A 26,030-nucleotide genomic window follows, 5' to 3' on the forward strand; every position below is an offset into this window, starting at 1 on the left:
CGGCGTGGTCGTGCCACGGATTTCGGCGTGTCGGCGACACGGGGCACCGTGCGTGGCGCATCCTAGGAACCTGGGTTCATTGCGAGCCGGAGGTGCGCCATGACGATCAACCCTGGTACCGCCGAGTTCCCGCACCGGCAGATCGCCGCGCAACTGCGCGAGCGTATCCGGCGCGGCGACTGGCAGCCCGGCGAGCGGCTGCCGTCCATCCCGGCCATGGCGGAGATGTTCGGCGTCGCCAAGCAGACCGTGCAGCGTACGGTCGATCAGCTGCGCGTCGAGGGCGTACTGATCACCAAGCCGGGGTCGGGCACCTACGTGCGCGGCACCCGGCGCCGCCTCAACCGCCTCTCCCGCGGCCGGTACGGCGCACACCGCGGCTACCACGCCGACCTCGCCGCCCGGTACCGCCAGCAGCTGGCCGGGGTGGGCCGCGAGCCCGCCCCGCCCGAGGTGGCCGACGCGTTCGGGGTGCGGGACGGAACGGAGATGCTGGTCCGGCGGCACGTCGTGCGCACCGACGACGCCCCGGTTGAGGTGGGGGCGTCGTGGTTCCGGGTCACCGACGCCAGTGGCACCTCGCTGGAACGCGTGGAGGCGTTCGGGCGCCCGCTGTACCAGGAGGCGGAGGAGGCGATCGGGCGCCGGTACGCCTCGGCCACGGACACGATCAGCGCCCGCCAGCCCAGCCGCGAGGAGGCGGAAATCCTCCAGATCCGGCCGGACACGCCGGTGCTGCACCTGCTGCACGTCGCGTTCGACGAGGCCCGCAAGCCGATCGAGGTGGCCCAGGCGACCTGGCCCGGGCCGATGACCACGCTGACCGAGGAGTACCGCATCCCCGCGCCGATCCCTGACCCGGACCCGGACCCGGGCTTCACCCTGGCCTGACCGCAGGACAGACGGACGCACCCAGCGATCTGTGAAGAGTTCGGGCGAGGAGCCGACCCGAACTCACCAAGGATCTCGGTGCAAGCCGCGCTCACAAACGCAAGCAGCTTGGCGGACAAGCGCGGTCCGTGCGTCTCTGAAGAGTTCGGGTCAGCAACCGACCCGAACTAACCAAGATTCGCTGCACCCACCCCACGCCCCATAAGGCGCCAGCAGCAGACTGGGTTAACAGACGAGCAGGGCCGGTTGCCAGGTTAGAGGCGGATGCCGAGGCGGGCGTCGACCGTACGGGCCAGCAGTGCGGGCGCCTCGGGGTCGTCGCCGGTGCCGGCCAGGGCGGCGTCCGCCCAGGCGTCCACCACGGCGAGGGCGGCGGGGGTGTCGAGGTCGTTGGCGAGCGCCTCGCGTACGGCGGACAGCAGGCCCTCCCCGGACGGCCCGGCGGGGGCCGCGGCGGCCTCGCGCCACCGGGCCAGCCGCTCCTGGCCGGCCTTGAGCACGTCGTCGGTCCACTGCCGGTCGCTGCGGTAGTGGTCGGCCAGCAGCGCCAGCCGCACGGCCATGGGGTCGATGCCGTCGCCGCGCAGCCGGGAGACGAAGACGAGGTTGCCCTTGGACTTCGACATCTTCTCGCCGTGCAGGCCGATCATGCCGGCGTGCACGTAGTGGCCGGCGAACGGGGCCGCGCCGGTCAGCCGCTCGGCGTGCGCGGCGGAGCACTCGTGGTGCGGGTAGATCAGGTCGTTGCCGCCGCCCTGGACGTCGATCGTGGCGCCGAGCAGGCCCAGCGCGATGGTGGCGCACTCGATGTGCCAGCCGGGGCGGCCGGGGCCGAGGTCGCCGCCGTCCCAGGCGGGTTCGCCGTCGCGGGCGCCGCGCCACAGCAGCGGGTCGAGGGGGTCGCGCTTGCCGGGGCGTTCCGGGTCGCCGCCGCGCTCGGCGGAGAGCACCAGCATCTCCTCGCGGCTCAGGTGCGACTCGTAGCCCCAGGCGGGGGCGGCGGAGATCGGGAAGTAGACGTCCCCGGTGCCGTCGTCGAGCCGGTACGCCGCTCCGGCCGCCAGCAGCTCCCGCACGTGCGCGGCGATGGCCGGGATGGACTCGACCGCGCCCACGTAGTGCTCCGGCGGGATGATCCGCAGCGCCTCCATGTCCTCGCGGAACAGGGCCGTCTCGCGCATGGCGAGCACCACCCAGTCCTCGCCGTCACGGTTGGCGCGCTCCAGCAGCGGGTCGTCGATGTCCGTGACGTTCTGGACGTACGTGACGGGGTGGCCGGCGTCGCGCCAGGCACGGTTGATCAGATCGAACGTGATCATGGTGGCGGCGTGCCCGAGATGGGTGGCGTCGTACGGGGTGATCCCGCAGACGTACATCGTCGCGGTCAGGCCGGGAGTGGTGGGCAGCACCGACCGGCGGGCCGAGTCGTACAGCGCCGGCGGCGTGGCGGTTCCCGGCAGCGTCGGCACCTGGTGCCCCATCCATGCGTCCATGGTCACCGAGCCTATCCAGCCACGGCCGCCGGGTTCGCATGGGCGTGAGCTAGACCTCTGGCCCTAAACCGGGGGCCACGGGACGGCCGGCCAGTCCCGCGGTGGCTTCGGGAAGCGCGCCGCCCGGGCCAGCCGCCGCGCCCGCAGCCGCACGTGCTGCACCTCCGAGGTGGTCAGGTGCTCCTCCAGGGCCTCGGCCAGCGGCCCTTCCAGCCGCTCGCCGAGCCTGGTCAGCACCTCCACGGCCTCGTCGGGCAGGGCCTTGCCGGTCCAGCCCCACAACACCGTGCGCAGCTTGTTCTCGACGTGGAAGCAGACGCCGTGATCGACCGCGTAGATCCGTCCGTCCGGGCCGTACAGCACGTGGCCGCCCTTGCGGTCGGCGTTGTTGAGTACGGCGTCCAGCACGGCGAGCTGCGCCAGCCGCCGGTCGTCGGCGTGCGCCAGCGCGTACGCGTCGCCGCCGGGGTCGCGGGCGGAGGCGATGGCGAACCAGCCCGACGGCACGTCGTAGGCGGGTACGAAGCCGATCAGGGCCTCGGCGTCGTCCGGCTCGTCGATCCACAGCTGGACCGCGCCGGGGCCGAGCGGGCCGTCGCGCAGGATGGTCGGCGGCACCAGGCCCCACCCGGTCGCCTGGGAGACCAGGTACGCCGAGACCTCCCGGCCGGCGAGCGTGCCGTCGGGGAAGTCCCAGAGCGGGCGCTCGCCCCGGACCGGCTTGTACACGCACCGGGCCCGCACGCCGTCGAGGGTGATCTCGGCGCGCAGCGTGGTGTTGGACGCCTCGACGAGCCGCCCCTCCAGCTCCATCGCGCCGCGCTGGAGCAGGTCCAGGGCATCGTCCTCGGACAGCACGGCGGCCGGTCCTGTGGTGGTCACCGGTGGTAGCCGTTGTGCCGGGGGCAGAGGTGACCGGCCGGGTCGAGCGGCTGGCCACACAGCGGGCACGGCGGCCGACCGGCGGCGACCACCCGCCGGGCCCGGTCGATGAACTCCCGGGTCGCCTCCGGGGTCAGCCGTACCCGGAGCCGGTCCAGGTCGTCGTCGGGCTCGTCGTCCTCCTCGGCCGTGTCGTCGTCGCCGGCCAGCTCCGCCTCGGCCTCACCCTCCCCCGCCTCGATCGCCTCGATCACCACGGTGGTGGTGTCCACGTCGAAGGCCAGGCCCAGGGTGCCGACGCGGAACTCCTCGTCGACCGGGGTGTCCAGGGGCTCGTTGTCATGCCCGGACGCTGTGCTCTCCGGCAGCGAGACGCCGAACCGGCGGCTGGCCTCGGTGAGCAACTCCTCCAGCTTCTCCGCCAGCAGCGAGACCTGCACCTTCTCCAGCGCGACGCTGACCACCCGGCCGCCGCCGCGAGCCTGCAGGAAGAAGGTCCGATCGCCGGGCTCACCCACCGTCCCGGCGACGAACCGCTCCGGCGGCTCGAAGGCGTGCACCTGGTGAGTCATGCCCGGTCCCCCTCGGGCAAACCGGGGCGCGGCACCGGTGTGCCGCTGCTCCCGCCGGGCATACCGCGGTGGCCCTCGCTGCGCTCGGTCATACCGTCGACCCTAGTCGCCCGCGCGCACGGGTGCGCAGTGCACGGGGGCGGGTTCGCGGAGGGCGCAACCGGGTACACGCAGGCGTAACACCCCGGTCACGGGCCGTGCTCAGACCCCCGCCCCGGCGCCTCCACCCACGGCCGCGTCCGAGGATTGCGCCGCGCGCGCCGACCGGCCTCGCCGGTCCGGCTTCGGGGGTACGAGCGAGGCCAGGTCCGCGGTGTCGTTCAGCCGGACCAGGAACGGCCGCGTGGACGTGTAGCGGATCGCCGTGATCGAGGCGGGATCGACCACGATGCGCTGGAACTGATCGAGGTGCAGCCCCATGGCGTCGGCCACGATCGCCTTGATCACGTCGCCGTGGCTGCAGGCCAGCCAGACCGCCTCGGGCCCGTGTTCCGCGGTCACCGCGGCGTCCCACCGGCGCACCGCGGCCACGGCCCGGGCCGACATGTCGGCCATCGCCTCGCCGTTCGGGAAGACGACGGAGCTGGGATGCTGCTGGACGACCGGCCAGAGCGGGTCCTTGGCCAGCTTCTTCAGCGGCTGGCCCTCCCAGTCGCCGTACCCGCACTCGATCAGGCCGTCGTCGACGGCCGGGTCGGTGCCGGGCAGGGCCAGTTCGAGCGTCTGCCAGCAGCGGCGCAACGGGCTCGTGACCACGGCCGCCAGCGACACCGACCGCAGCCGCTCGCCGACCCGCTGCGCCTGGGCACGGCCGGTGTCGTCGAGTTCCACGGGCTGGCGCCCGGCCAGCCCGCCGGTCGCGTTCGCGGCGGTGCGCCCGTGGCGCAACAACAGGACGGTCGCCACGGTCAGACGGCCACGCCGGAGGCCTCGTACGCCTCCGCCGCCACGCGCAGGGCCGTCACAGCGGTTTCCCGGTCCGGGGCGTGCAACTCGACCGACAGGGTGCCGACACCGGCGGCCGCGTACTCGCGCATGCGTTCCGCGATCCGGGCGGGCGGGCCGATCAGCGAGACCCGTTCGATGAACTCCTGCGGCACCGCGGCCGCCGCGTCGCGGATCTGGCGGGCCAGGTACAGCTCCTGCACCTTCGCGGCCTCCTGCTCGTAGCCCATCCGCACCGCGAGCTGGTTGTAGAAGTTCTGGTCGCGGCTGCCCATCCCGCCGACGTACAGGGCGGCGTGCGGGCGGACCACGTCGGCGGCGGCGGCGATGTCGTCGCCCAGCACCAGCGGGGCGGTGACGTTGACGTCGAAGCCGCTCAGCCCGGCGCCGCTCTTGGCCCGGCCGCGCTCGATGTGCTGCAGGTACTCACCGGACGCGTCCGGGGCGAAGAAGATGGCCAGCCAGCCGTCGGCGATCTCGCCGGTCAGCTCCAGGTTCTTCGGGCCCACCGCGGCCAGGTAGATCGGGATGGTGTCGCGCGGCGGGTGGAAGCCGAGCCGCAGCGCCTTGCCCGCGCCGTCCGGCAGCGGCAACTGGAAGTGCTGCCCGGCGTACGCGACCGGCTTGCGGGCCAGGGCCAGCCGGACGATGTCGACGTACTCGCGGGTGCGTCCGAGCGGCTTGGCGAACCGGACGCCGTGCCAGCCCTCGGAGACCTGCGGCCCGGAGACGCCCAGGCCCAGCCGGAACCGCCCACCCGAGACGGTGTCGATGGTGGCGGCGGTCATCGCGGTCATCGCGGGGCTGCGGGCCGGGATCTGCATGACGGCCGCGCCGACGTCGATCTGCCGGGTCTGCCCGGCGATCCAGGCGAGCATGCTCGGCGCGTCCGAGCCGTACGCTTCCGCCGCCCAGACCACCGAGAACCCCAGCCGGTCCGCCTCCTGGGCCAGGGCGAGGTGGTCCGCAGGGGTCGTCCACGAGGTCTGGTAGCCGAGGCTGAGTCCGAGCCGCACGGGTCCTCCCGAGAGTCGCGGGAGCCGCCTTGCTCCCGTCAGGAAGCCTACGCAACCACGCTCGGTGATCTTCGCGGTGTTCGGTCGCCTTCCCGACGCGGTTGACCTGCCGCAAGGATTTCGCGGATGACCTGCTCTGAATAAGGTTCACCCATGCAGCAACGACCGCTCGGCCGCAGCGGGCTGGCGGTCTCCCGGCTCGCGCTCGGCACCATGACCTGGGGACGCGACACCGACCCGGACGACGCGGCCGCGCAACTGAAGTTCTACCTCGACGCCGGCGGCACCCTGCTGGACACCGCCGACGTGTACGGCGACGGCGACGCCGAGGCGGTCATCGGCTCCCTGCTGGACCAGCTCGTGCCGCGCGACGAGATCCTCATCGCGACGAAGGCGGGCCTGGCCCGGGGGCCGCACCGGCGCCGCGACGGCTCGCGCGGGCACCTGCTGCGCGCCCTGGACGCGTCGCTGCGCCGGCTCGGCACCGACTATGTGGACCTGTGGCAGGTGCACGGGTACGACCCGCAGACCCCCCTGGAGGAGACGCTGTCGGCCCTGGATCACGCGGTGGACTCGGGCCGGGTCCGCTACGTCGGGGTGTCGAACTTCGCGGGGTGGCAGATGACGCGGGCGGCGACCTGGCAGGCCGCGTACCCGGGGCGGGCGCCCGTGGTGGCCGCCCAGATGGAGTATTCGCTGCTGGAGCGCGGCATCGAGCGGGAGCTGCTGCCGGCCGCCGCGGCGCTGGGCATCGGGGTGCTGCCCTGGTCGCCGCTCGGGCGCGGGGTGCTCACCGGCAAGTACCGCAACGGGCGCCCGGCCGATTCGCGGGCCGCCTCGGAGCACCTGGCGGCGTTCGTGCAGACCTACCTGGAGCCGCGCAGCTCCAGCATCGTCGAGGCGGCGGTGATCGCGGCGGGCGGGCTCGGCGTGTCGCCGCTGGAGGTGGCGCTGGCCTGGGTCCGGGACCGGCCCGGGGTGGTGGCGCCGATCCTGGGCGCGCGCACCGCGGGGCAATTGCAGGGCGCGCTGGCCAGCGACCGGCTCACCCTGCCCACCGAGATCGCGGCGGCGCTGGACGACGTGTCGGCCATTTCCGTGGGTTACCCGGAGCGCGAGGGTACTGGTAAAGCCCCGCAGGCTGGCGCATATTAGGACGCATGGACTACGAATACGCGCCGCTGCGGTTGCCGTCGAATGTCGATCGATTGACCGCTGCGGCGCAGCTGGCCATCCGGGCGGAGTTCTCAGGCTGGGAGCTGGCCCGGGTCCAGCTCTTCCCGGACGGGTCCCGGCGGGTGATGTTGCGCCGCCTGGTGCAGGGCCCCGCCCAGCCAGGTCTGTCGTACTGAATCCGAGCCTGACCGGGCGGCGCCGATCAGCTCAGTGCTGGTGGTCGTGCTCCTCGTCCTCGTCGGGCAAGAACGGGTGCTCGTCGAGGCGGCCCACCAGCAGGTCACCCGCCTCGGGGGTGAACGGCCCGGTGCCGTCGGCGTCGTCGTACGCCTCCAGGTCGAGCGGCTTGGCCACCTCGCTGACGGTCAGCAGACCGTCGAGCGGCTCCAGCTCGGGCACGTCGAGCGAGGCCAGCGAACCGTCACCGGCCTGCAGCAGCTCAAGGACGGCCTCCCCCACACTCTCCACGCTGCCCGCGTCCTCGTCGGCGGGCACCGCCTCGCGGCGGGCGACCTCGGCGATCCGCAGCAGGGCGGCGACGCTGGGCACCCGGTAGTCGCGCCGCTGGCGCACCGAGATCACCTGCGGGTACGGGTCGCTGGTGCCCGTGCCGCCGAGCCCGTCCACGCCGAGCCCGAAGCGCCGGTCCGCCTCGTCGGGGTCGATCGACTCGACGTCCCACGGGGTGACCTCGCCGAACGTGTCGAGCAGCTGCTCGTCGTACGCATAAGAGGTGTTGTTGAGGGTGACGTACGCCTGCCACACCTCGTCGTCATCGACTCGGCCCTCGGCGGCCTTGACCGCCGCGAGATGGGCCCGGGCGGCGTCGAAGACCCGTTCGAGGGCCTTGTCCAGCTCCGCATACTGGTCGGACATGGTGACGGCGTCCCTTCGGAAAAATATGAACTCAGCTGGTCTGCAGAAGTCGGTCGAGCACGCGCACGCCGAACTGTAGTCCCTCCACCGGCACCCGCTCGTCGACGCCATGGAAGAGCGCGGAGAAGTTGAGGTCGGCGGGCAGCCGCAGCGGCGCGAAGCCGAAGCAGCGGATGCCCAGCGTGCTGAACGCCTTCGCGTCCGTGCCGCCGGAGAGCATGTACGGCACCGCCCGCGCGCCGGGATCCTCGGCCCGCAGCGCGGCGGCCATCGCATCGACCAGCGCGCCGTCGAAGCCGGTCTCGACCGCGCCCTGCTGCGAGATGTGTTCGATCTCGATGTCCGGGCCGATGACCTCGCGCAACTGTTCCAGGAACGCCTCGGCCTGGCCGGGCAGGGTGCGGCAGTCGATCGTGGCCGACGCCCGGCTCGGGATGACGTTGTCCTTGTATCCGGCGTCCAGGCGGGTCGGGTTGGCGGTGTTGCGCAGGGTGGCGCCGATGAGGTTGGCGATCGGGCCCAGCTTCGCGATGGCGATCTCGGGCTCGGCCGGGTCCAGCTCGATACCGAACGCGTCGGACACCTGCTCCAGGAACGCCGCGACCGTGGGGGTGACGACCGTGGGGAAGCGGTGCCGGCCGACCCGGGCGACCGCCTCGGCGAGCGCGGTGACGGCGTTGTCGTCGTGTACGAACGAGCCGTGCCCGGGGCGGCCGCGGGCGTGCAGGCGCAGCCAGTCGAGGCCCTTCTCGGCGGTCTCCACGAGGTACAGGCGCAGGTCGTCGTTGACCGTGTAGGAGAAGCCGCCTACCTCGCCGATCGCCTCGGTGCAGCCGGTGAACAGATCGGCGTGCTGGCGGACCAGCCACTGGGAGCCGTACTCCATGCCGGCCTCCTCGTCGGCGGTGAAGCACAGCACGATGTCGCGCGGCGGCGTCACGCCGGTGCGTTGCCACTGGCGGACGACCGCCAGCATCATCGCGTCGAAGTCCTTCATGTCGATCGCGCCGCGCCCCCACAGGTAGCCGTCGCGTTCGGCGCCGGAGAACGGGTGGACGGACCACTCGCTGGCGTCGGCGGGCACGACGTCGAGGTGGCCGTGCACCAGCAGGGCGCCGCGGGAGCGGTCCGCGCCGGGGATGCGGGCCACCAGGTTGGCCCGGCGGGGGGCCGACTCGAAAAGCTCGGAGGCGATGCCGACCTCCTCGAGGCGCTCCGCCACGTACTCGGCGGCGGTGCGCTCGCCCACGGTGGTACGGGCATCACCGGTGTTGGTGGTGTCGATCCGGAGCAGGTCGCGGCAGATCTCCACGACCTCGTCGGCGGCGGTGGCGTCCATGGGCCCTTCATACCAGGCGGCAATCGTCTGCCCGTTCGCCGGTGTGCGGGGCCGGCGGGCGGCGACACGGCCGTCGATGCCGCGCGAGGTATCCGCACGATATGTAAACAACGTACAAAGTAGACGTTGATCTTACTGAATGTGCCTACTCCTGCACGGAAAGTTCAGATCTTGCGCACTAGTTATTCGGATCTGTCCATTTGTGTAACCCGTTTGTCATATGTAGCGGATCTCTCACTGTCCAAAGGTCTTCCCGTCGATCCCATGAACGTCCTACCGTCACGCTATGAACCTGGAGCTGCGGCATCTCAAGGTGGTCTGCGCCATCGCCGAGACAGGCAGCGTCACGAAGGCGGCGTCGCTGCTGGGGCTCGCCCAACCGGCCCTGACCGCCCAACTGCAACGCATCGAACGGACCCTCGGCGGTCCACTGTTCGAACGCGACCGACGCGGCGCCCGCGCCACCGCCCTCGGCGAGCTGGTGCTCTCCCGGGCCCGCGTCCTGCTGCCCGCGATGAAAGGCCTGCAGGACGAGGCCGCCCGGCTCGCCGGGGCCGGCACCGACCAGGGCATGAGCCGGTACCGGATCGGCACCATCGGCGGCCCGGTCATCGGCGGTCTGGTCCACCGGCTGTCCGAGGCCCAGCCCGACGCCCAGATCTCCACCCAGGCGTCCTACTACGTCGACGAACTGGCCAACATGGTCGTCGCCGGCAAGCTGGACTACGCGCAGGTCGGCGTCTGCGGCGACGCGATGCCGTCGGCGGACTACGGCCTGATGTGGCAGACCATCGCCGTGGACGCGGTCTGCATCCTGCTGCCCGAGGGCCACCCGCAGGCCGAGGGCGACGACATCGACCTGGCCGAGCTGGCCGAGGAACAGTGGGCGGCCGGCACCGGCGACGGCTGCATGGCCGACTGCTTCGCGGCCGCCTGCGCCCGGGCCGGTTTCACCCCGCGCCGGGTGCTGGAGACCGACGTGCGCGGCGTCGTGGACATGGTGGAGATGGGCCTGGCCATCGGCATCTGCCAGCCCACGTTCCGCCCACCGACCGGGCTCACCCACCGGCCACTGGCCGGGGCACCGCTGCGCTGGCGGCAGGTGCTCGGGTGGCACCCGGACAGCCCCGCGGCCGCCGTCGCCCCACGGCTGATCGGCATGGCCGTGGAGGCGTACCAGGAGGCGGTGGCCCGCAACCCGCGCTACGTGAAGTGGCTGGTGAACTATCCCGCGCTCGGCAACCACCAACTCGCGGCGGCGTAGCGGGCGTGCGAGGCTGAGGGCATGGCCGAACCGCTGCTGATCGTCGACGGCGCCAACGTGGTGGGCTCCGTACCCGACGGGTGGTGGCGCGACCGGGCCGCCGCGGCGGTCCGGCTGCGCGAGCGGCTGGCGCCGCTGGCCGCCGCCGGCCTGCCCGACCTCCCGGCCCCCGTCGAGGTCGTGCTGGTCGTGGAGGGCAAGGCCCGCGACATCCCCGCCGCCGACACGGTACGGGTCGAGCGCGCCGCCGGCTCCGGCGACGACACCATCGTGGACCTGGTCGGCGCCGCGCAGCCCGGCCGCCGGGTCATCGTGGTGACCGCCGACCGCGAGCTACGCGCCCGCGTCAGCTCCCTCGGCGCCGAGACCCGCGGCCCGTCCACGCTGCCCCGGCCGGACCCGCGCTGACCGGACGCCGCCCGGCGGAATCGGACGTGCGGGCACGAGCGCCCCATCGGGGACGACTATCCTGGTCGGCGGCGTACCCCCCAAACCCCCCAGGAGGCTGCCGCCGTGGCCAGCGTCGCCGAGCTCAGAGCGGCTGTCGATGCCGCCCTGCAACAGGTCACCGAGGGGCAGGCGGCGATCCAGGCGGCGCGGGAGAAGCTCGGCGAGGCCCAGCAGAGCCTCGCGGCCGCCCTCGACGGCAGCGCCAACGAGGCCGTCGGCGCCGCGCACGCCGCCCTGTCCCAGGCCGACCAGCAGCTGGAGGAGTGCCTCTCGGCCACCCTCGTCGCGGTCGAGCAGGCCCAGACCTACACCGCCACGCTGTAGTCCGCGATGTCCATCCTGCAGGAACTCGGCGCGCAGCTGCGTGCCGCCGGTGACGAGCTGCCCACCGGCCTGGTCGACGTGGCTCTGGCCCGGCTGGGCGCCGCCACCGAACTGCTGAACTGGGTCCGGCAGACCTCCGTGGACCCGCTCGGTGTGCCGCAGCTGGGAAACGCGACCGAGCACGCCGAGCACGCCGCCGCCGCGCTGCGGGTCGCCCAGGAGGCCCTGGCCACCTACCTGAACGTGCTCGGACTCGCGGGCGACGCCGCCCGGCCGGACCCGGGCTGGCGGGCCGGGCTGACCGAGGTCGCACCGCCACCGGCGCCCGACGCCGGTACCGCACCGCCGCAGCGGCTCGGCCCGTGGTGGCAGCAGCGGGTCGCGGAGCTGACCGGACAGGCCCCGGAGCGCGACACCGCCCCCGCCGCGACCGACGCCGCCGACCTGCTGCGCCGGGTGGCCGCCGGGGTCCGCAGCGGCGACCGGGCGCGGCTGGGCCGTGACCTGCACGCGGTGAACGCCTCCTCGGGGCTGGCGCTGTCCGCGGTCACCCCGCCCGTGCTGCACCGCCTCGCGGGCGACCTGCTCGGCCACGAACCCCGGCCCGCCGACGTCGAGCGGCTGCGCAACGCGGCCGCCGGGCCCGTCCGCAGCCTGCTGCCCGGCGTCGCGCCCGCCGTGCTGGACACCCTGCTGGCCCGCGTCTGCCGCGCCCCCGCCGAGGATCGCGGCCAGCCGCACCCGGCCGACACCGCGGTCACCTCGGGCGTGCTGACCGGCGTGCTCCTCGCCCGCCTCGGCCGCGACCCGGCGGCCCTGCTGCCCTCGGCCCCCGAACCGCGGCGCCCCCGCGACAGCGATGCCTGAGTCCGCCACCCAGCAGGTGCTCGACGTACGGGCCGGGCTGGCGCACGCGCTCGGCGCCGCGCAGTCCGCGCTGGACACGGCCCGGGACCGCCACCTCGCGGCGGTCGAACGCCGCAACCGGGTCGCCGCCGCGGCCGAGGCGCAGAAGGTCCGGCTGGCCGTCGAACGCGACACCCGGCTGCGCGACATCGACCACCAGCACCACGACGACCTGGCCGCGCTGGCCGGGGCGGCCGCCGACGCGGGACGGCGCGGGGCGCCGGGAGCGGCGGGGGCGCCCTGGTCGAGCTGGGCCCCCACCCCGGGCGTCGGCGCGGCCGAGGTGCGGGTCGGGCGCCTGCTGCTGCCGTACGAGGGGGAGGTGCCCGCGCTGGTGCCGCTGCTCGACCGCGGTCACGTGGTGGTGCGCGGCGACGCCGCCGCCAGCGACGAGGTGGTGGCGGGCCTGCTGCTGCGCGCGCTCGGCACGACCGCGCCCGGCACGGTGCGGCTCACCGGATACGACCCGGAGCAGCTGGGCGGCGGGCTGGCCGGGTTCGCCGGGCTGGCCACCGCCGGGGTGCTCACCTTCGCCGGGCCGGGCGCGCTGGGTGCCCTGCTCGACGAGCTGGTCGACCACGTCCGGCGGATCAACGAGACCGTGCTGGCCGGGGAACACCCGTCGCTGGGCGCGCTCGCCGACGCCACCGGGCGCCGGCCCGAGCCGTGGCGGGTCGCGGTGCTGCTGGGCGGCGGGCACGGCGACGAACTGTCGCGCAAGGAACGCGGGCACCTCGACCGGCTGCTGCGTACCGGGGCGGCCTGCGGGGTGCACCTGGTGCTGCGCGGCGTCGCGGTGCCGCAGCCGCCCGCCGGGGTCGAGGTGATCGACGCCGCCCGGGATGGCACGGCCCGCCTGTCCGGCTGCGGCGACCTGCCCGTACGGCTGGACGAGGGTCCGCCCCCGGCGCTGGTCACCGCCACCAGCCGCCGGATCGCCGAACAGGTGGCGGCGGGACCACGTCCGGTGGCCCTGGACACCCTGCTGCCGGACGAGGAGTGGCGCGAGCACTCGGCGACCGGGCTGAGCGCCCCCCTCGGCGACGGTCCACACGGGACGCCGGTCACCGTGACGCTGAGCGACTACCCGCCGCACGCGCTGATCGCGGGGCCGTCCGGCACCGGCAAGACCAACCTGATCTACGCCTGGATCGGCGCGCTCGCGGCCCGCTACTCCCCCGCCGAACTCGCCTTCTACCTGCTGGACTTCAAGGAGGGGGTGTCCTTCGCCCGGTTCGCGCCCGGCCGCCGCGACCCGAGCTGGCTGCCCCACGTACGCCTGGTCGGGGTCAACGTCAACACCGACCGCGAGTTCGGGCTGGCGCTGCTGCGTTTCCTCGGCGCGGAGCTGCGCCGCCGCGCGGACGCCGCCAAACGGCACGAGGTCACCAACCTGGCGGAGCTGCGCGCCGAGGACCCGGACGGGCACTGGCCGCGGATCGTGGCCGTGGTCGACGAGTTCCAGGTGCTGCTGGCCGGGCGCGACGCGCTGGCCGCCGAGGCCGTGGACCTGCTGGAGGACCTGGCGCGGCGGGGTCGTTCGCAGGGCATCCACCTGATCCTGGCCAGCCAGGACGTCTCCGGCATCGAGGCACTGTGGGGACGGCCCGCGCTGGTCGCGCAGTTCTCGCTGCGCATCGCGCTGCCCCGGGCCCGCCGCGTCCTGGCCGAGACCAACCCGGCCGCCGACGCGCTGCCCCGCTTCCACGCCGTGGTCAACGCGGACTCCGGCGCCCTCGAGGCGAACCGGGTGGTGCGGGTGCCCGCCGCCGGCGACCGGGAACAGTGGAGCGCGCTGCAGCACCGGCTGTGGCGCCGTCGGCCGCCCGAGCTCAGCGCGCCACGGCTGTTCGACGGCGACGTGGTGCCCCGGCTCGCGGACAGCCCCGACTTCGCCCGCCTCGCCCCGGCGCCCACCGTGCCCGCCCCCGTGGTGCTGCTCGGCGAGACGATCGACGTCGCCGCCCGCTCCGCGCGTACGGTGCTGCGCCGGGCGCCCGGCCGCAACCTCGCCGTGCTCGGCACCCGGGTGGACGAGGCCTGCGCGGTGCTGGGCACCGCGGCCCGGGCCCTGGCCGCGCAGTATCCGCCCGGCGCGGCCCGCTTCTCCGTGGCCTGCCTGGACCCGGACGCCACCGCCGCGGTCGACGCGCTGCGCCCCCACCTGCCCGAGGACTCCGGCTGGTACGGCCCGGACAGCGTGGGCTGGCTGCTCGACGACGCCGCCGAGGCCGCCGACGCGGACCTCGCCGCCGTCCGCCCCCACTTCCTGTTCCTGTACGCGGTGGACGCGGCGCCCGGCGGGGCCCGCACGGCGGAGCGGCTGCGGCGGATCCTGCGCCAGGGCCCCGAACGGCGCATCCACGTCCTCGGCTGGTGGCGCGGCGCGGCACTGCTGCGCGAGACCCTCGGCGGGCAGGGCTCGCGCACCGACGCCATCGGCGCCTGGGTGGCCCTCGACGTGCACGGCAGCGAACTGGCGCCGTACTACCCGGGCGCGGGCGCGCCGGTGTGGTATCCGCGACCGTGGCGGGCACTGCACTTCGACCGCTCGGTGCACCGCGGCGCCGAGGTGATCATTCCGTACGGTGCGCCGTGAGCGCGGGTGCACGGTGAACGGCGACGAATACCGGGCGGTGCTGCGTCGGCTGACCGCACTGGACGCCACGGCGGCCGCGCACCGCGCCGAGGCGGTGGCCTGGCACGAGGGGCGGGTCGCGGCGGCCGACGACGCGGTCCGCGCCGCGGACGACGCCGTACGCGAGGCGGCGGGCGCGGTCCGCGCGGCGCAGCGGGATCTGGAGGAGGTCGACGCCCGGGCGGCCGGGCTGTGGTCCGACTTCGTCCACCGGGTCGGCCCGGCCGCCGAGCGGTTCGGCCGTACCGTGCCGCAGCCGGCGGTACCCCGCCAGCGCGGCGAGCTGACCACCGACGACTATCTGCGGGAGGTCGCCGCGAAGATCGCGTACACGCCGCCCGCGCGGCCGCTGACCGGCGCCACCACCACGGTGTTCGCGATGTTCGGGGTCGTCGGCGGGCTGCTGGGAGTCGCGGCGCACCAGCTGCTGCGCTGGGCCGGCACGGCCGCCGGTGGCGACTGGGCGGCGGGGCTGCCGGTGGTGGCGCTGATCGCGCTGGTGCTCAGCCCGGTCGTCGCGGTGTTCGCGGCGAAGCGGGTGGCGGATCGCCGCGGCGCGGAACTGAACGCCGCGGCGATCACCACGGTGCTGGTGAGCGGGCTGGTGACCGCCGGGCTGCTCGTCGCGGCCCTCGGCGGCGGCTAGGCCGGTACGGCCAGGCCCTCCCGCAGCAGGCGGCGGCCCAGCACCAGCCGGTCCGCGTCGTCGTCGAGGCCGGGCAGGTCCCCGACCCGTACGGGCTCGCCGCCGAGTGCGGCCCGGACGGCGGCCGCGCAGTACGCCGGGAACCGCAGGGTGCGGTCGGCGAGCTGGAGCACGACCCGGTCGCCGCCGTCGCCGGACAGCCGCCAGCGCAGCCCGGCCCGCCCGGCGATCCGGTCGGCGGCGCCCAGCCGCTCCGCGAAGTCGAGCTGAGCCAACGGGGCGACCGGGGCGGGACGCGCCGCGGACCAGGCCCGGGAACGCAGCCGCTCGGCGACGGCCTGCGGCTCGGCGGCGCACAGCCAGTCCCGCAGCGCCTCCACGGTCTCGGTCAACTCCGGCTCGACCGCGTCCGGGTCCGTCACGTCCAGGCCGTACGGCAGGCTGGCACGCAGCCGGCGGTCCTCCGTGGCCAGCGCCAGCAGCTCCTCGACGATCGCGTACCGGGTCAGCGCCCGGACGCCCACGGTCAGGTGCAGGCTGCGGCCGTGCACGGCGGCGGCGGAGTGCAGCCAGCCCCGGGGCAGGTAGAGGACGTCACCGGGGTGGAGCTCCGTGTCCAGCGCGGCCGCTCCCTCGGCGGTCGCCGCCACCTCGTCGGCGCGGCCACCCCACGGCTGGCGTTCCAGCGGGTCGGGCAGCACCGGCTCGTGCACCCGCCACCGTTTGGCGCCCTCCACCTGCAGGACGAACACGTCGTGGGTGTCGTAGTGGGTGGCGAAACCCTGATTTCCCGGCGGCGTCAGGTACGCGTTGATCTGCACCGGCTGGCGGAGCTCCGCGCCGAGGCGACCGGCGAAGTCGATCAGCGGGGGCCAGATCCGGTGCAGTCCCTGGAGCACGAGCGTGGCGCCGCCCGCGTACAGTCGCAGCACCTTGTCGTCGTGCACCTGGTCGCCGATCTCCGCGCCGGCGCCCGCCCCGCCGGTGAACCGGCCCGCGGGCAGCACCGTGCCCTGGTCCGCGACCCGCAGGAACGGCGTGCGCAGGCCGCGGCGGCTGAGCAGCTCATCCACCGCGGCCGCGCCGAGCAGATCCGTGAAGGCGTCCGGGCCGGCCAGTTCCCCGGCCCGCGACAGCAGCGGCGACCGGCCCCAGTACGCGGCCGCGAACTTCGCCGTCTCGATCGCGACGCAGCGGGCCAGCGCCGGGCGGTCCGACCCGCCCGGCGCCGTCCGTCCCGTACCCGTGTCCGTGTTCATCCGTGACCCGCGCCCGCCGCCTGGCCGGTCAGCGCGCGCCGCCATCGGCGCCGCCGTCGGTGCCCGCCGGGTTCGCGCCGCCATCGGCCGGTCCCTCGCCGCCCGCGCCGCCGTCCGCACCGCCGTCGTTGCCCGCCGGGTTGGCGCCGCCGTCGGCCGGCCCCTCGCCGCCGCGGACCGCGCCGCCGTCGGCGCCACCGTCCTGGCCGCCGGCGTTCGCGCCGCCGTCCGCGACGCCCTCGCCGCCCGCACCGCTGGCGCCCGTGATGTCGTCGTCGCTGAGTCGCATGGAATCTCCTTCGATCTTCCCGGCCCTCGCTCGCCGGGCCCGTCGGGCCTTCGATCTACCCAACATCGCCACGGCTAACCCGGCGAACGGCTTTCGGCCGGGGCCCGGTGGGTAACCACCACCACGTGTTGTGGATCGGAACCTCGGGCTTCCAGTACCGGGACTGGCGGCCACCCGGCGACGGCGACGGGACCGGGTACCTCTATCCGGCCCGCCTGCCGCAGCGGCTCTGGCTGGAGCACTACGCGCGGCACTTCGCCACCGTGGAGATCAACAACGCGTTCTACCGGCTGCCGGAGCGCACCACCTTCCAGCAGTGGTGCCAGCGCACGCCGGACGACTTCGTGGTGGCCGTGAAGATGAGCCGCTACCTGACCCACATCCGGCGGCTGCGCGAGCCCGCCGATCCGGTGGCCCGCTTCCTGAGCCGGGCCGAGGGACTGGGCGACAAGCTGGGCCCGGTCCTGCTGCAACTGCCGCCGAACCTGCGGGCCGACCCGGCCGCCCTCGACGCGACACTGGCCCTGTTCCCGGCACACGTGCGGGTCGCGGTCGAGCCGCGGCACGAGTCGTGGTTCGTGCCGGAGATCCGCGACCTGCTGACGCGGCGCGGCGCCGCACTGTGCTGGGCCGATCGCCGGGGGCGCCCGGTGACTCCGCTGTGGGTGACCGCCGGGTTCGGCTACCTGCGGCTGCACGAGGGGCGGGCGCAGCCCCGGCCGCGCTACGGCAGGGCGGCCCTCGGGAGCTGGCTGGACCGGGTCGCGCAGCGGCTGGCCGGGCTGCCCACGTACGTCTTCTTCAACAACGACCCCGGCGGCGCCGCGGTGATCGACGCCGCCGCCCTGGCCCGGCAGGCCCGGCGCCGCGGCCTCGAGGTCACCCGCACGCCGCAGATCAGTCCCCGGCCGAGCCGGTAGGGCGCGGTAACGTCGACGACGAGCCCGCCGCTGAGGGAGCCCGTCCATGGATCAGCCGACCATCGGTGACACCATCGCTCGGCTGCGCCGGGCCAGGCCCATGACGCAGGAAGGCCTCGCCGAGGCGGCCGGCGTGAGTGTCGAAACGATCCGCAAGCTGGAGCAGAACAAGAACACCTCCGCGCGGATGTCCACACTCCACCGCATCGCCCGGGCTCTGGGCGTGCCCACCTCCCGGCTCGTCGGCGGCGCCGCGCGGGCCGTGGCCGACGGATCGCCGGACATCGACCAGCTCGCCCTGATCGACCTGCGCCGGGCGCTGACGCCCGCGCGCGGCCTGCGCGGGACGATCCCCACCGGGCCTGAGCACGAGGCACCGGTCCTGGACGACATCCGGCATTCGATCGGTACGCTCGATCGGGCCTACCACGCGGACGACTACGCGACGACGCTGACCGGTCTACCCCTGCTGATCGACGAGGCCCGGCTCGGCGTCGCGGAGGCCGCGGACGACCAGCGACCTTCGGCGTACGAGCTGCTGGCGCAGACGTACCAGCTGGCGGGCACCGTCCTCATCCAGCTTCGCGCCTTCGATCTCGCGCACCGGGCGCTCACCGACGCGCTGGACGCCGCGGACACCTCCGGCAACGACATCATCGGCGCGTCCGCGGTGACCACGATGTGCTGGCTTCTGCTGCGGCAAGCCCGGTTCGAAGAAACCGAGCAGCTGGCGGTCACGACGGCCGATCTGGTGGAGCCGAGCTTCTCCAGATCAGTGCCTGCGCAGCTCGCCGTCTGGGGTTGGCTGCTGCTGCGAGCCGCGGCGGCGGCCGTGCGGGACAACCGCGACGACGACGCCGAGGACATGCTGAACGGTGCCGCCGCCGCAGCGCAGCGCCTCGGCGACCGGGTACCCGACGCCCTGCTGTCGCCGGGGCCGGCGACGATCGGGCTGTTCTGTGCCACGACGGTGGGGTGGAAGCGCATCGAGTCCGAGCTGATCGCCGGCCGGCCGGACCGGGCGCTGGCGCTGTCTCGTACCATCCCGGACTCCACCCGGCCGACATCGAACAACCGCAATCGTCATCGGCTCGACGTGGCCGCCGCACACGCCCAGCTGGGCGCGTACGACGAGGCCCGCACTGTGCTGCTGGCACTGAAGGACGACGCGCCGAGGTGGCTTCGCCATCAGCGGTACGCACGGGACGTCGTGGCGATGATCGTGGCCGGGAAGCGGCGCGCGATGAGCCGCGACGTCGCCGCACTGGCCGCGCTGGTCGGCCTGGATCCGTAGCTGGTACGCCACGTACGACGTCTGCGGGATCGCGCACGAGCGACGGTCCGGCACGTACCTTCACCCGCGGTGTGCCCTCCTCGACGATCGGGAGGCGGCGGGCCGGAACGGGCCCGCCGTCCCGGGCGATCGTCCGGCCACCGCGGTGAAAGGCATACCCCATGCGAGTCTCCCGTGCTCAGCACGAGGTGGCGGCCGAGCATCTGCCCGCCAGGCCCTCCTGGATCGCCGTCGCTTGCTCGCAGCCCTGGCCGTGCGATCCGGCCCGCCGGCACCTGGCGACCGGCACCGGCGGCGGCACGGCGCTGGCGGTGTTGATGGCGACGTACTTCGAGGATTTCTGCCGCGACCGGCGTGACGCGCCGCTGCACGTGGCGTTCGAGCGGTTCCTCGCGTGGACGCGGTCGGCCCACCGGTCCGAATAGTGGCGGGTCCGGCCCCCGGGGCGCGGAAGTCACGGTGACGGCTGCTGCTCGCGGCGACACGGCACGAAGCTGATGGACTTGGCGGCCGGCAAGTCGCCGATCAGTCGTTGGGTAGCGCGTCTCTGGCCTGGACGACCAGCTGCATCGCTACCTCCCCTTCGACGGCGTCCGCCCAGAGTTCGTCGATCGCCGCGACGAACTGCGCGGCCTGCGTGCCGTAGTAGTGGATGTCGGTCGCGAAGGTCTCGACCGCGACGACGGTCTCGTCATCGCCGATGAAGGCAGCCGTGGTGTTCTGCGGGATCCTGCGCAGCCGCACCCCGGTCGGCAGGATGCCGAACCGGACGTTGGGCATTGCGATCACGGGCAGAAGCCGCGTGAGCTGCGCGCGCATGACGCTAGGCGGACAGAGCAGCCACTCGAGGACCGGCTGGGCGAGCAGGAACTCAAAGCGGCGGTCGGTGTAGAGCAGCTCCTGGCGCTCGAGGCGCGCGGTCAAAGCCTTGTCGACGTCGGCGACGGTCAGCTGGTGCAGCCGGACCATCTCGTCGAACATCGCGCGCGCGTACGCCGGGGTCTGCAGCATCCCGGGCACGGCCGTCAGCTCGAAGTCCTTGATGGTGTGCGACCTGCGGGCCAGCTCGAGGTAGCCCGCCTGCACCGGTTCCTGCCCGGCTCGCATCGCGCTCTTCCAGCTGCGGTGCTCGGATTCCGCGTCGACCAGGACGTCGACGAGCGTGTCGGCCAGCTCCCTGGGCCCATTCACCGCGGTGATCCATCGTCGGATGTCGTCGGCGCTGGGTTTGGTTCTGCCGGACTCGATGCGGCTGACCTTCGAGTGACTCCACCCGGTGATGGCTGCGATCTCTTGCTGCTGCTTGCCCGCCTGCACACGCAGTTCGCGCAGGCGGGCTCGCAGTCCCTCGGGCCCGTCGAGAGCCTTTTGCAGGGGATTCACGGTGCGATGGTGTCCTTGATCGCTAGGCGACTGCGGGCCGGGCGTCGCTCAGCTCGCTGTGTCGGATCGCCAGATCCCGCCACGTCGCTGCCTGCTTGACGGTTGCCGAGTCGGTCGTGCTGAGGTACTGCAGCCGGCGGCCGTCGGGGTCGTGGGTGATGAGGATGAGACGCTGAACGTCGATCAGCCACCAGTCGCCCTTGGCGCCGGCGGCCGGAAGCAGGCCGACCTCCAGAGCGCGTTGCCGAGTCATGTAGCGGATATTCTCGCCGGCTCGCAGGTTCCACGGGTCACACCAGCGCTCGAACCGCTGGTAGGACGTCGGCTGGTCCTCCTGGATGCGGACGCGCCCCACCTGAACCCCACGGCTGGTCTGCTCGCCGATCCGGGCGAACCAGTCCGCCAGCTCGGGTACCGCCGTCGGGGCGCGGAACTCCCCGGCTGACCAGCGGTCGACCAGTTCCTGCTCGTAGCTTTCGATGTAGGTGGGTTGCAGTTCAAGCCGGAAGGCCGACCGAGCGGCACCGTGCAGCGCGGCGAAGAACTCCTCGCCGTCGATCTCCCGCCACACAGGACCCGACATCAGCGATCGGCCAGCCGGTCGAGCACGTTGGCGGGCACGAACACGGCGACCTCGTCCTCGCCGAGGTCACGTAGCTGGGCGATCTCGCCCGGCCCGAGCACTTTGCCCTGCACGACGTAACCGTCTTCGACCTCGTAGAGGGCGGGGCAGTTGCCGCCGACCGAGACACCGTCTTTCCACATGAACTTCAAGGTCCGCATAGGTCTCCTCCCCAGATCCGGTACCGCTCCGCGCATCCTCGCACCAAGCGCACGTGCATGCAAGAGCTCTGCGCCGAGAATCCCATATCGGCGCCTTTGAGGGAACTCGATCAGCAGAATGGCGGATCATCGCATGTGCACTTGCACGCATGTGCATTCAGTGGAAAGGTCTTCTCGGAGGGAAACGCCCCACGCTGTAGAGACCGGGTGGTCGGCAGGTGAGCAGAAGTAGATATCCATTCGCACTTCAGCACGGGCCGCGCTGGCACTGGCGATACCCGTTCCGCCTCATCTGCCGATGCGGCCTGGCGGCACACCCGTGCCCGGTCGCGATGGCGCGACGGCAACCGCCGACCGCGCAACGCAACCCCCCGTGCCCCGTTCGTTGGCGGTCGGGCAGTTGAGGGCCGAGCATCTGCCGATCCGGCCGTCATGGACCTGCGTCGCGTGCTCGCAGCCCTGGCCGTGCGATCCGGCCCGCCGGCACCTGGCGACCGGCACCGGCGGCGGCACGGCGCTGGCGGTGTTGATGGCGAGGTACTTCGAGGATTTCTGCCGCGACCGGCGTGACGCGCCGCTGCACGTGGCGTTCGAGCGGTTCCTCGCGTGGACGCGGTCGACCCGCTGGTCCGGATGAGAGCAGGGACGGGTAGTTCCGCGCTCCGGCGAGGGCCTGGCAGGTAGCACTCGGCTGCCGCGACGCAGCGCGACCCGCACACCACAACCAACTCACGACCGACGTCAGGCCAGCCGAACGGATTCGTCCGCTCGCTCGGTCTTGCCGGACGTCGGCGCGTGGTGGTGACCCGTCGCGGCGGATCGGGACACCGATCATCCGGAATGGCGCCCGACGGCTATGCCGGGCGCGGCGCACCGGCCACAGTGGGCGGGCGGCCGGTTCTGGGCTGGGGGCCGGCCGCCCTTCCGGGTCACGTCCAGCGCGGACGGAGCCGGACCGTGACCTACCACCCGCCGGACGACCCGGAGCGCATCCGGTACGCCTACCTGGTGCCCGTGGTACCCGGCTCGCCGCAACCGCCGCCCGGCCCGGTGACGCCGGAGGCCGGAAACGTGGCAGGGGCCGCCGAATTCGGGCAGAGCCCTGATGCGCGGCATCGTTGGCGCGCCCGGCGGCTGGCGCCCGCGTGGATTGCCGACCTTGTCGGCATCGCCGCGGCGAACTTCACTCGCCGGGCACGCGGGTCGGCGTCACGTCTCGGCGGCTAGGAGCGCCTGGAGGTCGGCCGCGTTGCTCTGGGCGTAGTCCCGGTAGCAGTTGTTCATGAACACCTGGGTGTGCTGGGCGTCGTCGGCGAGGGCGCGCAGCTTGGGCGCCCACTGGGCCAGTTCGTCGCGGGAGTACCGGTAGCCGTACTTCTCGTGGATGTCCTTGCTGGTCCACTTGTCGCTGTGGCCGTGGAACCGCACCACCGCCAGGTCCGCGGTGGCCGCCAGCACCGGCGGGACGGAGCTGCGGTGGCCCTGCGGCATGTCCACGCAGACGAACGGCAGCCGGTACGCGCGCAGAAAGTCCAGCGTCTCGTTGCGGTTGGCCCCCTCGAACCAGGAGGCGTTGCGCAGCTCGATGACCGGTCGCAGCGGCGCGCACCGGGCGGCGACCTCCCGCAGATACTCCTTGTTGGAGCGGCGGATGCCGAACCACGGCGGGAACTGGAACAGCACCGCGCCGAGCTTGCCCGCCTGCTGCAAGGGGTCCAGCGCCGACAGGAACCGGGACCAGATCTCCTCGTACGTCTGCGGGGGCAGGTCACCCGGGTAGACGTTCTTCTTCTCGGTCTGCGGGCGCAGGTCCTTGTAGATCGCGGAGACCTTCGTGGGATGGCCGGTGAGCAGGCTGAACGCCTTGATGTTGAACGTGAAGTGCGGCGGGGTGCGCTCGGCCCACAGCCGGGTGGTCTGCTCGGCGGGCGGGCCGTAGTAGGTGGCGTCGACCTCCACCACGGGGAACTGCCGGGCGTAGTAGGCCAGGCGCTTCTCCGGGGTGTTCGCGGTCTGCGGATACCATCCCGAGTCGAGCAGGGTCCGGTCGGTCCACGATGCCGTGCCGACCTCGATCGTGCCCACCGGCTCACGCTAGCGGAGGATGCGGCCGGTCCGCCGCCCGGACGGGACGACGGACCGGTGGCGTACGGGGCATCAACCCGCGCGGCGCTCGCGGTTGGACTTGCAGCTCACGCACGTGGTGGCCGACGGGAACACCTCGAGACGGGCCACCGGGATCGGGTTGGCGCAACCCTCGCAGTAGCCGTACGTCCCGTCCTCCAGGCGCTGCAGCGCGAGTTCGGCCTGCACCCGCCGGTCGAGCAGGGTACGCAGCAGGGACGTGGCGGCGTCCCGTTCCGCCGTCTTGGAGCCGCTGTCGGCCTGGTCGTCGCCCGCGGCGTCACCGATCTCGACGAGGCGCAGCTTCTGGTTCTCGGCCACGGCGTCCTCGTACTCGGAATTCAGATCCTCGTAGCGGGACCGCAGCACCGACCGGATCTGCTCGACCTCCTCGGCTGAACGCCCCGTGGCGGTCTCCGCACCCTTTCCCGCGATCACCGTGCTGTTGACGAGCATGCGCTCCCCTGCCCTTCGCCTGTGACCCTGCCGGTCTGCTCTGCCCCTGCCTGCCGGTGGGGTCCCCCGGGCCGGCATGGCCTCCGTGAAGCCGGCTGATACCCACCGCGGAAGATCTCAAACGGGATCTTCGCTGAAAAGTAATCGGAGCATAACTGTCAGTGCTCGAAACCGCCACGGACTGCTCGAGGATGCTTTCGCGTCGCAGGTCAGAGGCGGTTTGCAAGGTCGCCGACCATCCCGCGTACCGGGATTCAGGCGCGTTCGAGCAGCACAGCGGGGTGGCGCGGGTCGTCCACGCGGACCACCACGTCGGCGAAGGCGGCGGGATCGACCTCGGCGTCGTAGCGCGCGTACGCGGGCAGGGTCCAGCGCAGCTCGGGCGCCGTCCGCCGGTTCAGCGCGGCCGGCGACAGGGCCAGATGCACCGCGACATCGAACGGCAGGGAGCCACCGAGCAGCAGCGACCCACTCACCAGCACGACCGCACCCGCCGGCAGCGCACGGTACGGTTCGCGCGCCGACCGGTCCGTACGTGTGTCCCACAGCCTGGTCAGCACGCGCCCGTTGCCACCGGGACCGGCCGGGTCGAGCACCTCCCGGCGCAACCCGGACTCGTCCAGCCAGCCGGCGTAGAACGAGTCCGGGTTGGTCCGGCCGAACTCCAGGCGCAGCGAGGCGGGCCGCAGGAAGTCTCCGGCATCGATCCGGACGGCCGCCCGCCCACGCGAGCGCAGCGGGTCGACGAGCGCGTCCGCCAGCTCCCCGGGGCCGGCGGCCGGCGCCCCGTCCACACCCACCCGCAGCCACCGGTCGGGGTCCGCCGCCGCGAGGCGGTCGGCCAGCTCCTCGACCAGGGCGGCGGTGGACACCGGACGGGCGCGCATGCGGCCACGATAGCCGCGTGCGCGTCTCAGTCCTGCGGCTGCACCACGACGCGGGCCTCGTCGGAGAGGCGGTACCCGACGCCGTAGACGGTGGTGATCAGTGGAACGTTGCCGCCCAGCTTGACCCGAAGCCGCCGGACGTGCACGTCGACCGTGCGTTCGCCGGTGTGCTCGTAGCCCCAGACCGCCGACAGCAGCTGAGTCCGGCTGAAGACCCGGCGCGGGTTCTCCGCCAGGAACAGCAGCAGATCGAACTCGAGCCGGGTGAGCGGCAGGACCTCACCGTCCAGCATGACCTGCCGGGATGCGGTGAGCAGGCGCAGCTCGGGACCGCTGTGTGCGGTGACCGGCAGCGCGGGTTCGGGATCCGGCGGCGCGACGGAGACCGCGCCCTGACCGAGCTCGACGAGCTCGCGGACGGCGTCCAGCAGGCGGTGTGCCTGCGGCGTGAGCCCTTCGTCGGTAAGCGGGATCGCCAGTGTGACGGTCAGCGCGGGATCGGCCGCAAGCGCGGCCGGGGCGCGGCGGATCGTCGCGACGTTCCTCGCTCCCGTCGCGTGCGAACCGCGCCGTCCGGCGCGTGCCGACAGTGCCGTGACCGGCATGAATGCCCCCCAATTGCGATACGGATAGGCCGCACCCCGCAGCGGCGACGAAATCAATACATTCGTAAACGGGGTCGATATTGTCGGTTCGCGGGTTGTCCGGTCAAGGCGGCAACCACAGTGTGGGAAGGTCGTTCCACATGAGAGATTTCCGCACTGGAAATGCGATTCCCGTCACGGGTTAACAGCATGCATCCATTCGTTGGAGTCCTCGGGAAAGAACAGTTTTCCTCACGTCAAACTACCGTGGCGGGGCGAGGCCCGCCACCCAGGCAGTGATGGACATCTTACGATGCGTACCGCCTGCGGCGCTCCGCAGCCCCGCGGGGCGTCGCCGGAAGGCGCCCGAAGAACGCGCTCTCCGCTGAGTTTCCCCAGCACAACAAGGGGTACTGCAGACTGGACCCCGCCGCGGGGCCACCACCGCGGCAGTCATCGGCGGCTGCGGGGCCCGCCCACGCCGGTGCACCGGGGCCCGCCCGCCGGGCGGTACGTCAGCGCAGGCGAGAAATGGCCATGCGACCTCCCGGCCGGTACGCGGCGGCGGGTCCGGCCAGCCGCGCCGCACGTCACATCCACGCCTTCCGCGAATGTGGGCCGAGATTGGCATCG

General features: G+C 73.3%; 30 protein-coding genes. 14 read left to right on the forward strand and 16 right to left on the reverse strand.

What is annotated here, in order from left to right; translation table 11 throughout:
* Positions 1-99: 99 nt before the first annotated feature.
* The gene (locus EV385_RS01370) at positions 100-891 is read left to right on the forward strand and encodes a GntR family transcriptional regulator (protein WP_130507784.1); all 792 of its coding nucleotides are present in this window, start codon (positions 100-102) and stop codon (positions 889-891) included.
* 254 nt (positions 892-1,145) lie between these two features.
* Here the strand turns inward: EV385_RS01370 and mshC are convergent, their stop codons facing one another.
* From mshC to EV385_RS01395, 5 genes are all read right to left on the reverse strand, one after another.
* Positions 1,146-2,384, reverse strand: coding sequence for a cysteine--1-D-myo-inosityl 2-amino-2-deoxy-alpha-D-glucopyranoside ligase (gene mshC, locus EV385_RS01375; protein ID WP_130507785.1), 1,239 nt, complete (start codon positions 2,382-2,384; stop codon positions 1,146-1,148).
* Positions 2,385-2,447: 63 nt separating this feature from the next.
* On the reverse strand, positions 2,448-3,197 hold the full coding sequence (locus EV385_RS01380) for an SCO1664 family protein (protein WP_130513000.1): 750 nt from the start codon (positions 3,195-3,197) through the stop codon (positions 2,448-2,450).
* A 65-nt stretch (positions 3,198-3,262) separates the two neighbouring features.
* Positions 3,263-3,838 (reverse strand): DUF3090 domain-containing protein, encoded by a 576-nt coding sequence (locus tag EV385_RS01385; RefSeq protein WP_130507786.1) that lies wholly within the window; start codon positions 3,836-3,838, stop codon positions 3,263-3,265.
* Positions 3,839-4,039: 201 nt separating this feature from the next.
* Entirely contained in the window at positions 4,040-4,750 is a 711-nt protein-coding gene (locus EV385_RS01390; RefSeq protein WP_130507787.1) for a histidine phosphatase family protein, read from the reverse strand.
* Complete coding sequence (locus tag EV385_RS01395) at positions 4,747-5,799, reverse strand: LLM class F420-dependent oxidoreductase (protein ID WP_130507788.1); 1,053 nt, start codon at positions 5,797-5,799, stop codon at positions 4,747-4,749. The genes EV385_RS01390 and EV385_RS01395 overlap by 4 nt, the downstream gene beginning before the upstream one ends.
* 153 nt (positions 5,800-5,952) lie before the next feature.
* Between EV385_RS01395 and EV385_RS01400 the strand changes: the two genes are divergently transcribed.
* Both EV385_RS01400 and EV385_RS01405 read left to right on the forward strand, forming a co-directional pair.
* Positions 5,953-6,954: an aldo/keto reductase gene (locus tag EV385_RS01400; RefSeq protein ID WP_130507789.1), complete on the forward strand. Its 1,002-nt coding sequence runs from the start codon at positions 5,953-5,955 to the stop codon at positions 6,952-6,954.
* A gap of 5 nt (positions 6,955-6,959) precedes the next feature.
* A complete protein-coding gene (locus EV385_RS01405; RefSeq protein ID WP_130507790.1) occupies positions 6,960-7,151 on the forward strand; it encodes a DUF5703 family protein in 192 nt (63 codons plus the stop codon).
* A 31-nt stretch (positions 7,152-7,182) separates the two neighbouring features.
* Here EV385_RS01405 and EV385_RS01410 read toward each other — a convergent pair whose 3' ends face one another.
* Both EV385_RS01410 and EV385_RS01415 read right to left on the reverse strand, forming a co-directional pair.
* A complete protein-coding gene (locus EV385_RS01410; protein WP_130507791.1) occupies positions 7,183-7,851 on the reverse strand; it encodes a hypothetical protein in 669 nt (222 codons plus the stop codon).
* Positions 7,852-7,882: 31 nt separating this feature from the next.
* Entirely contained in the window at positions 7,883-9,190 is a 1,308-nt protein-coding gene (locus tag EV385_RS01415) for a M20/M25/M40 family metallo-hydrolase (RefSeq protein WP_130507792.1), read from the reverse strand.
* A 286-nt stretch (positions 9,191-9,476) separates the two neighbouring features.
* Between EV385_RS01415 and EV385_RS01420 the strand changes: the two genes are divergently transcribed.
* The 6 genes from EV385_RS01420 (at position 9,477) to EV385_RS01445 (ending at position 15,418) form a co-directional block, all read left to right on the forward strand.
* Positions 9,477-10,454, forward strand: a complete 978-nt coding sequence (locus EV385_RS01420; protein WP_130507793.1) for a LysR family transcriptional regulator — start codon at positions 9,477-9,479, stop codon at positions 10,452-10,454.
* Positions 10,455-10,475: 21 nt separating this feature from the next.
* The gene (locus tag EV385_RS01425) at positions 10,476-10,862 is read left to right on the forward strand and encodes an NYN domain-containing protein (RefSeq protein WP_130507794.1); all 387 of its coding nucleotides are present in this window, start codon (positions 10,476-10,478) and stop codon (positions 10,860-10,862) included.
* 105 nt (positions 10,863-10,967) lie between these two features.
* Positions 10,968-11,228 carry a hypothetical protein gene (locus tag EV385_RS01430; protein ID WP_130507795.1) on the forward strand — a complete coding sequence of 87 codons (261 nt, stop codon included), beginning with the start codon at positions 10,968-10,970 and terminating at the stop codon, positions 11,226-11,228.
* A gap of 6 nt (positions 11,229-11,234) precedes the next feature.
* A complete protein-coding gene (locus EV385_RS01435; RefSeq protein WP_130507796.1) occupies positions 11,235-12,095 on the forward strand; it encodes a hypothetical protein in 861 nt (286 codons plus the stop codon).
* On the forward strand, positions 12,088-14,733 hold the full coding sequence (locus EV385_RS01440; protein WP_130507797.1) for an FtsK/SpoIIIE domain-containing protein: 2,646 nt from the start codon (positions 12,088-12,090) through the stop codon (positions 14,731-14,733). The genes EV385_RS01435 and EV385_RS01440 overlap by 8 nt, the downstream gene beginning before the upstream one ends.
* Entirely contained in the window at positions 14,723-15,418 is a 696-nt protein-coding gene (locus tag EV385_RS01445; protein WP_130507798.1) for an ABC transporter permease family protein, read from the forward strand. The genes EV385_RS01440 and EV385_RS01445 overlap by 11 nt, the downstream gene beginning before the upstream one ends.
* Here the strand turns inward: EV385_RS01445 and EV385_RS01450 are convergent.
* Both EV385_RS01450 and EV385_RS01455 read right to left on the reverse strand, forming a co-directional pair.
* Complete coding sequence (locus tag EV385_RS01450; protein WP_130507799.1) at positions 15,415-16,677, reverse strand: cupin domain-containing protein; 1,263 nt, start codon at positions 16,675-16,677, stop codon at positions 15,415-15,417. The genes EV385_RS01445 and EV385_RS01450 overlap by 4 nt on opposite strands.
* Positions 16,678-16,705: 28 nt before the next feature.
* The gene (locus EV385_RS01455) at positions 16,706-16,966 is read right to left on the reverse strand and encodes a BatC protein (RefSeq protein WP_130507800.1); all 261 of its coding nucleotides are present in this window, start codon (positions 16,964-16,966) and stop codon (positions 16,706-16,708) included.
* 125 nt (positions 16,967-17,091) lie between these two features.
* Here EV385_RS01455 and EV385_RS01460 point away from each other — a divergent pair, with 125 nt between their 5' ends.
* The 3 genes from EV385_RS01460 (at position 17,092) to EV385_RS01470 (ending at position 19,605) form a co-directional block, all read left to right on the forward strand.
* Positions 17,092-17,886, forward strand: a complete 795-nt coding sequence (locus EV385_RS01460) for a DUF72 domain-containing protein (protein WP_130507801.1) — start codon at positions 17,092-17,094, stop codon at positions 17,884-17,886.
* A 46-nt stretch (positions 17,887-17,932) separates the two neighbouring features.
* A complete protein-coding gene (locus tag EV385_RS01465; RefSeq protein WP_130507802.1) occupies positions 17,933-19,180 on the forward strand; it encodes a helix-turn-helix domain-containing protein in 1,248 nt (415 codons plus the stop codon).
* 161 nt (positions 19,181-19,341) lie between these two features.
* Positions 19,342-19,605 carry a hypothetical protein gene (locus EV385_RS01470; RefSeq protein WP_130507803.1) on the forward strand — a complete coding sequence of 88 codons (264 nt, stop codon included), beginning with the start codon at positions 19,342-19,344 and terminating at the stop codon, positions 19,603-19,605.
* A gap of 100 nt (positions 19,606-19,705) precedes the next feature.
* Here the strand turns inward: EV385_RS01470 and EV385_RS01475 are convergent, their stop codons facing one another.
* Genes EV385_RS01475 through EV385_RS01485 form a run of 3 tightly spaced genes read right to left on the reverse strand, consistent with a single transcriptional unit; the run spans position 19,706 to position 21,346 of the window.
* Complete coding sequence (locus EV385_RS01475) at positions 19,706-20,563, reverse strand: helix-turn-helix domain-containing protein (protein ID WP_130507804.1); 858 nt, start codon at positions 20,561-20,563, stop codon at positions 19,706-19,708.
* A 22-nt stretch (positions 20,564-20,585) separates the two neighbouring features.
* The gene (locus tag EV385_RS01480) at positions 20,586-21,146 is read right to left on the reverse strand and encodes a DUF6879 family protein (protein WP_130507805.1); all 561 of its coding nucleotides are present in this window, start codon (positions 21,144-21,146) and stop codon (positions 20,586-20,588) included.
* The gene (locus tag EV385_RS01485) at positions 21,146-21,346 is read right to left on the reverse strand and encodes a lipid A biosynthesis lauroyl acyltransferase (RefSeq protein ID WP_130507806.1); all 201 of its coding nucleotides are present in this window, start codon (positions 21,344-21,346) and stop codon (positions 21,146-21,148) included. Before EV385_RS01485 ends, EV385_RS01480 begins: the two co-directional genes overlap by 1 nt.
* A 373-nt stretch (positions 21,347-21,719) precedes the next feature.
* Between EV385_RS01485 and EV385_RS01490 the strand changes: the two genes are divergently transcribed.
* Positions 21,720-21,983: a hypothetical protein gene (locus EV385_RS01490; RefSeq protein ID WP_130507807.1), complete on the forward strand. Its 264-nt coding sequence runs from the start codon at positions 21,720-21,722 to the stop codon at positions 21,981-21,983.
* A gap of 320 nt (positions 21,984-22,303) precedes the next feature.
* A complete protein-coding gene (locus EV385_RS01495; RefSeq protein ID WP_130507808.1) occupies positions 22,304-22,573 on the forward strand; it encodes a hypothetical protein in 270 nt (89 codons plus the stop codon).
* Here EV385_RS01495 and EV385_RS01500 read toward each other — a convergent pair.
* The 4 genes from EV385_RS01500 to EV385_RS01515 all read right to left on the reverse strand — a co-directional run bounded on the left by EV385_RS01500 (position 22,556) and on the right by EV385_RS01515 (position 25,418).
* On the reverse strand, positions 22,556-23,431 hold the full coding sequence (locus tag EV385_RS01500; protein ID WP_130507809.1) for a DUF72 domain-containing protein: 876 nt from the start codon (positions 23,429-23,431) through the stop codon (positions 22,556-22,558). The genes EV385_RS01495 and EV385_RS01500 overlap by 18 nt on opposite strands.
* A 72-nt stretch (positions 23,432-23,503) precedes the next feature.
* Positions 23,504-23,926, reverse strand: coding sequence for a TraR/DksA family transcriptional regulator (locus EV385_RS01505; protein ID WP_130507810.1), 423 nt, complete (start codon positions 23,924-23,926; stop codon positions 23,504-23,506).
* 254 nt (positions 23,927-24,180) lie between these two features.
* The gene (locus EV385_RS01510) at positions 24,181-24,813 is read right to left on the reverse strand and encodes a nucleoside/nucleotide kinase family protein (protein WP_130507811.1); all 633 of its coding nucleotides are present in this window, start codon (positions 24,811-24,813) and stop codon (positions 24,181-24,183) included.
* Positions 24,814-24,839: 26 nt separating this feature from the next.
* Complete coding sequence (locus tag EV385_RS01515; protein WP_130507812.1) at positions 24,840-25,418, reverse strand: winged helix-turn-helix domain-containing protein; 579 nt, start codon at positions 25,416-25,418, stop codon at positions 24,840-24,842.
* Positions 25,419-26,030: the final 612 nt, after the last annotated feature.

This window comes from Krasilnikovia cinnamomea, from assembly GCF_004217545.1.
GTDB classification, from domain to species: domain Bacteria; phylum Actinomycetota; class Actinomycetes; order Mycobacteriales; family Micromonosporaceae; genus Actinoplanes; species Actinoplanes cinnamomeus.

Excerpts from the sequence above, each read along its gene's own strand:
- EV385_RS01370 (WP_130507784.1), top strand. The coding sequence starts at position 100 with ATGACGATCAACCCTGGTACCGCCGAGTTCCCGCACCGGCAGATCGCC.
- mshC (WP_130507785.1), bottom strand. The coding sequence starts at position 2,384 with ATGGACGCATGGATGGGGCACCAGGTGCCGACGCTGCCGGGAACCGCC.
- EV385_RS01380 (WP_130513000.1), bottom strand. The coding sequence starts at position 3,197 with ATGGAGCTGGAGGGGCGGCTCGTCGAGGCGTCCAACACCACGCTGCGC.
- EV385_RS01385 (WP_130507786.1), bottom strand. The coding sequence starts at position 3,838 with ATGACTCACCAGGTGCACGCCTTCGAGCCGCCGGAGCGGTTCGTCGCC.
- EV385_RS01400 (WP_130507789.1), top strand. The coding sequence starts at position 5,953 with ATGCAGCAACGACCGCTCGGCCGCAGCGGGCTGGCGGTCTCCCGGCTC.
- EV385_RS01405 (WP_130507790.1), top strand. The coding sequence starts at position 6,960 with ATGGACTACGAATACGCGCCGCTGCGGTTGCCGTCGAATGTCGATCGA.
- EV385_RS01410 (WP_130507791.1), bottom strand. The coding sequence starts at position 7,851 with ATGTCCGACCAGTATGCGGAGCTGGACAAGGCCCTCGAACGGGTCTTC.
- EV385_RS01415 (WP_130507792.1), bottom strand. The coding sequence starts at position 9,190 with ATGGACGCCACCGCCGCCGACGAGGTCGTGGAGATCTGCCGCGACCTG.
- EV385_RS01420 (WP_130507793.1), top strand. The coding sequence starts at position 9,477 with ATGAACCTGGAGCTGCGGCATCTCAAGGTGGTCTGCGCCATCGCCGAG.
- EV385_RS01425 (WP_130507794.1), top strand. The coding sequence starts at position 10,476 with ATGGCCGAACCGCTGCTGATCGTCGACGGCGCCAACGTGGTGGGCTCC.
- EV385_RS01435 (WP_130507796.1), top strand. The coding sequence starts at position 11,235 with ATGTCCATCCTGCAGGAACTCGGCGCGCAGCTGCGTGCCGCCGGTGAC.
- EV385_RS01440 (WP_130507797.1), top strand. The coding sequence starts at position 12,088 with ATGCCTGAGTCCGCCACCCAGCAGGTGCTCGACGTACGGGCCGGGCTG.
- EV385_RS01450 (WP_130507799.1), bottom strand. The coding sequence starts at position 16,677 with ATGAACACGGACACGGGTACGGGACGGACGGCGCCGGGCGGGTCGGAC.
- EV385_RS01455 (WP_130507800.1), bottom strand. The coding sequence starts at position 16,966 with ATGCGACTCAGCGACGACGACATCACGGGCGCCAGCGGTGCGGGCGGC.
- EV385_RS01465 (WP_130507802.1), top strand. The coding sequence starts at position 17,933 with ATGGATCAGCCGACCATCGGTGACACCATCGCTCGGCTGCGCCGGGCC.
- EV385_RS01470 (WP_130507803.1), top strand. The coding sequence starts at position 19,342 with ATGCGAGTCTCCCGTGCTCAGCACGAGGTGGCGGCCGAGCATCTGCCC.
- EV385_RS01480 (WP_130507805.1), bottom strand. The coding sequence starts at position 21,146 with ATGTCGGGTCCTGTGTGGCGGGAGATCGACGGCGAGGAGTTCTTCGCC.
- EV385_RS01485 (WP_130507806.1), bottom strand. The coding sequence starts at position 21,346 with ATGCGGACCTTGAAGTTCATGTGGAAAGACGGTGTCTCGGTCGGCGGC.
- EV385_RS01505 (WP_130507810.1), bottom strand. The coding sequence starts at position 23,926 with ATGCTCGTCAACAGCACGGTGATCGCGGGAAAGGGTGCGGAGACCGCC.
- EV385_RS01510 (WP_130507811.1), bottom strand. The coding sequence starts at position 24,813 with ATGCGCGCCCGTCCGGTGTCCACCGCCGCCCTGGTCGAGGAGCTGGCC.
- EV385_RS01515 (WP_130507812.1), bottom strand. The coding sequence starts at position 25,418 with ATGCCGGTCACGGCACTGTCGGCACGCGCCGGACGGCGCGGTTCGCAC.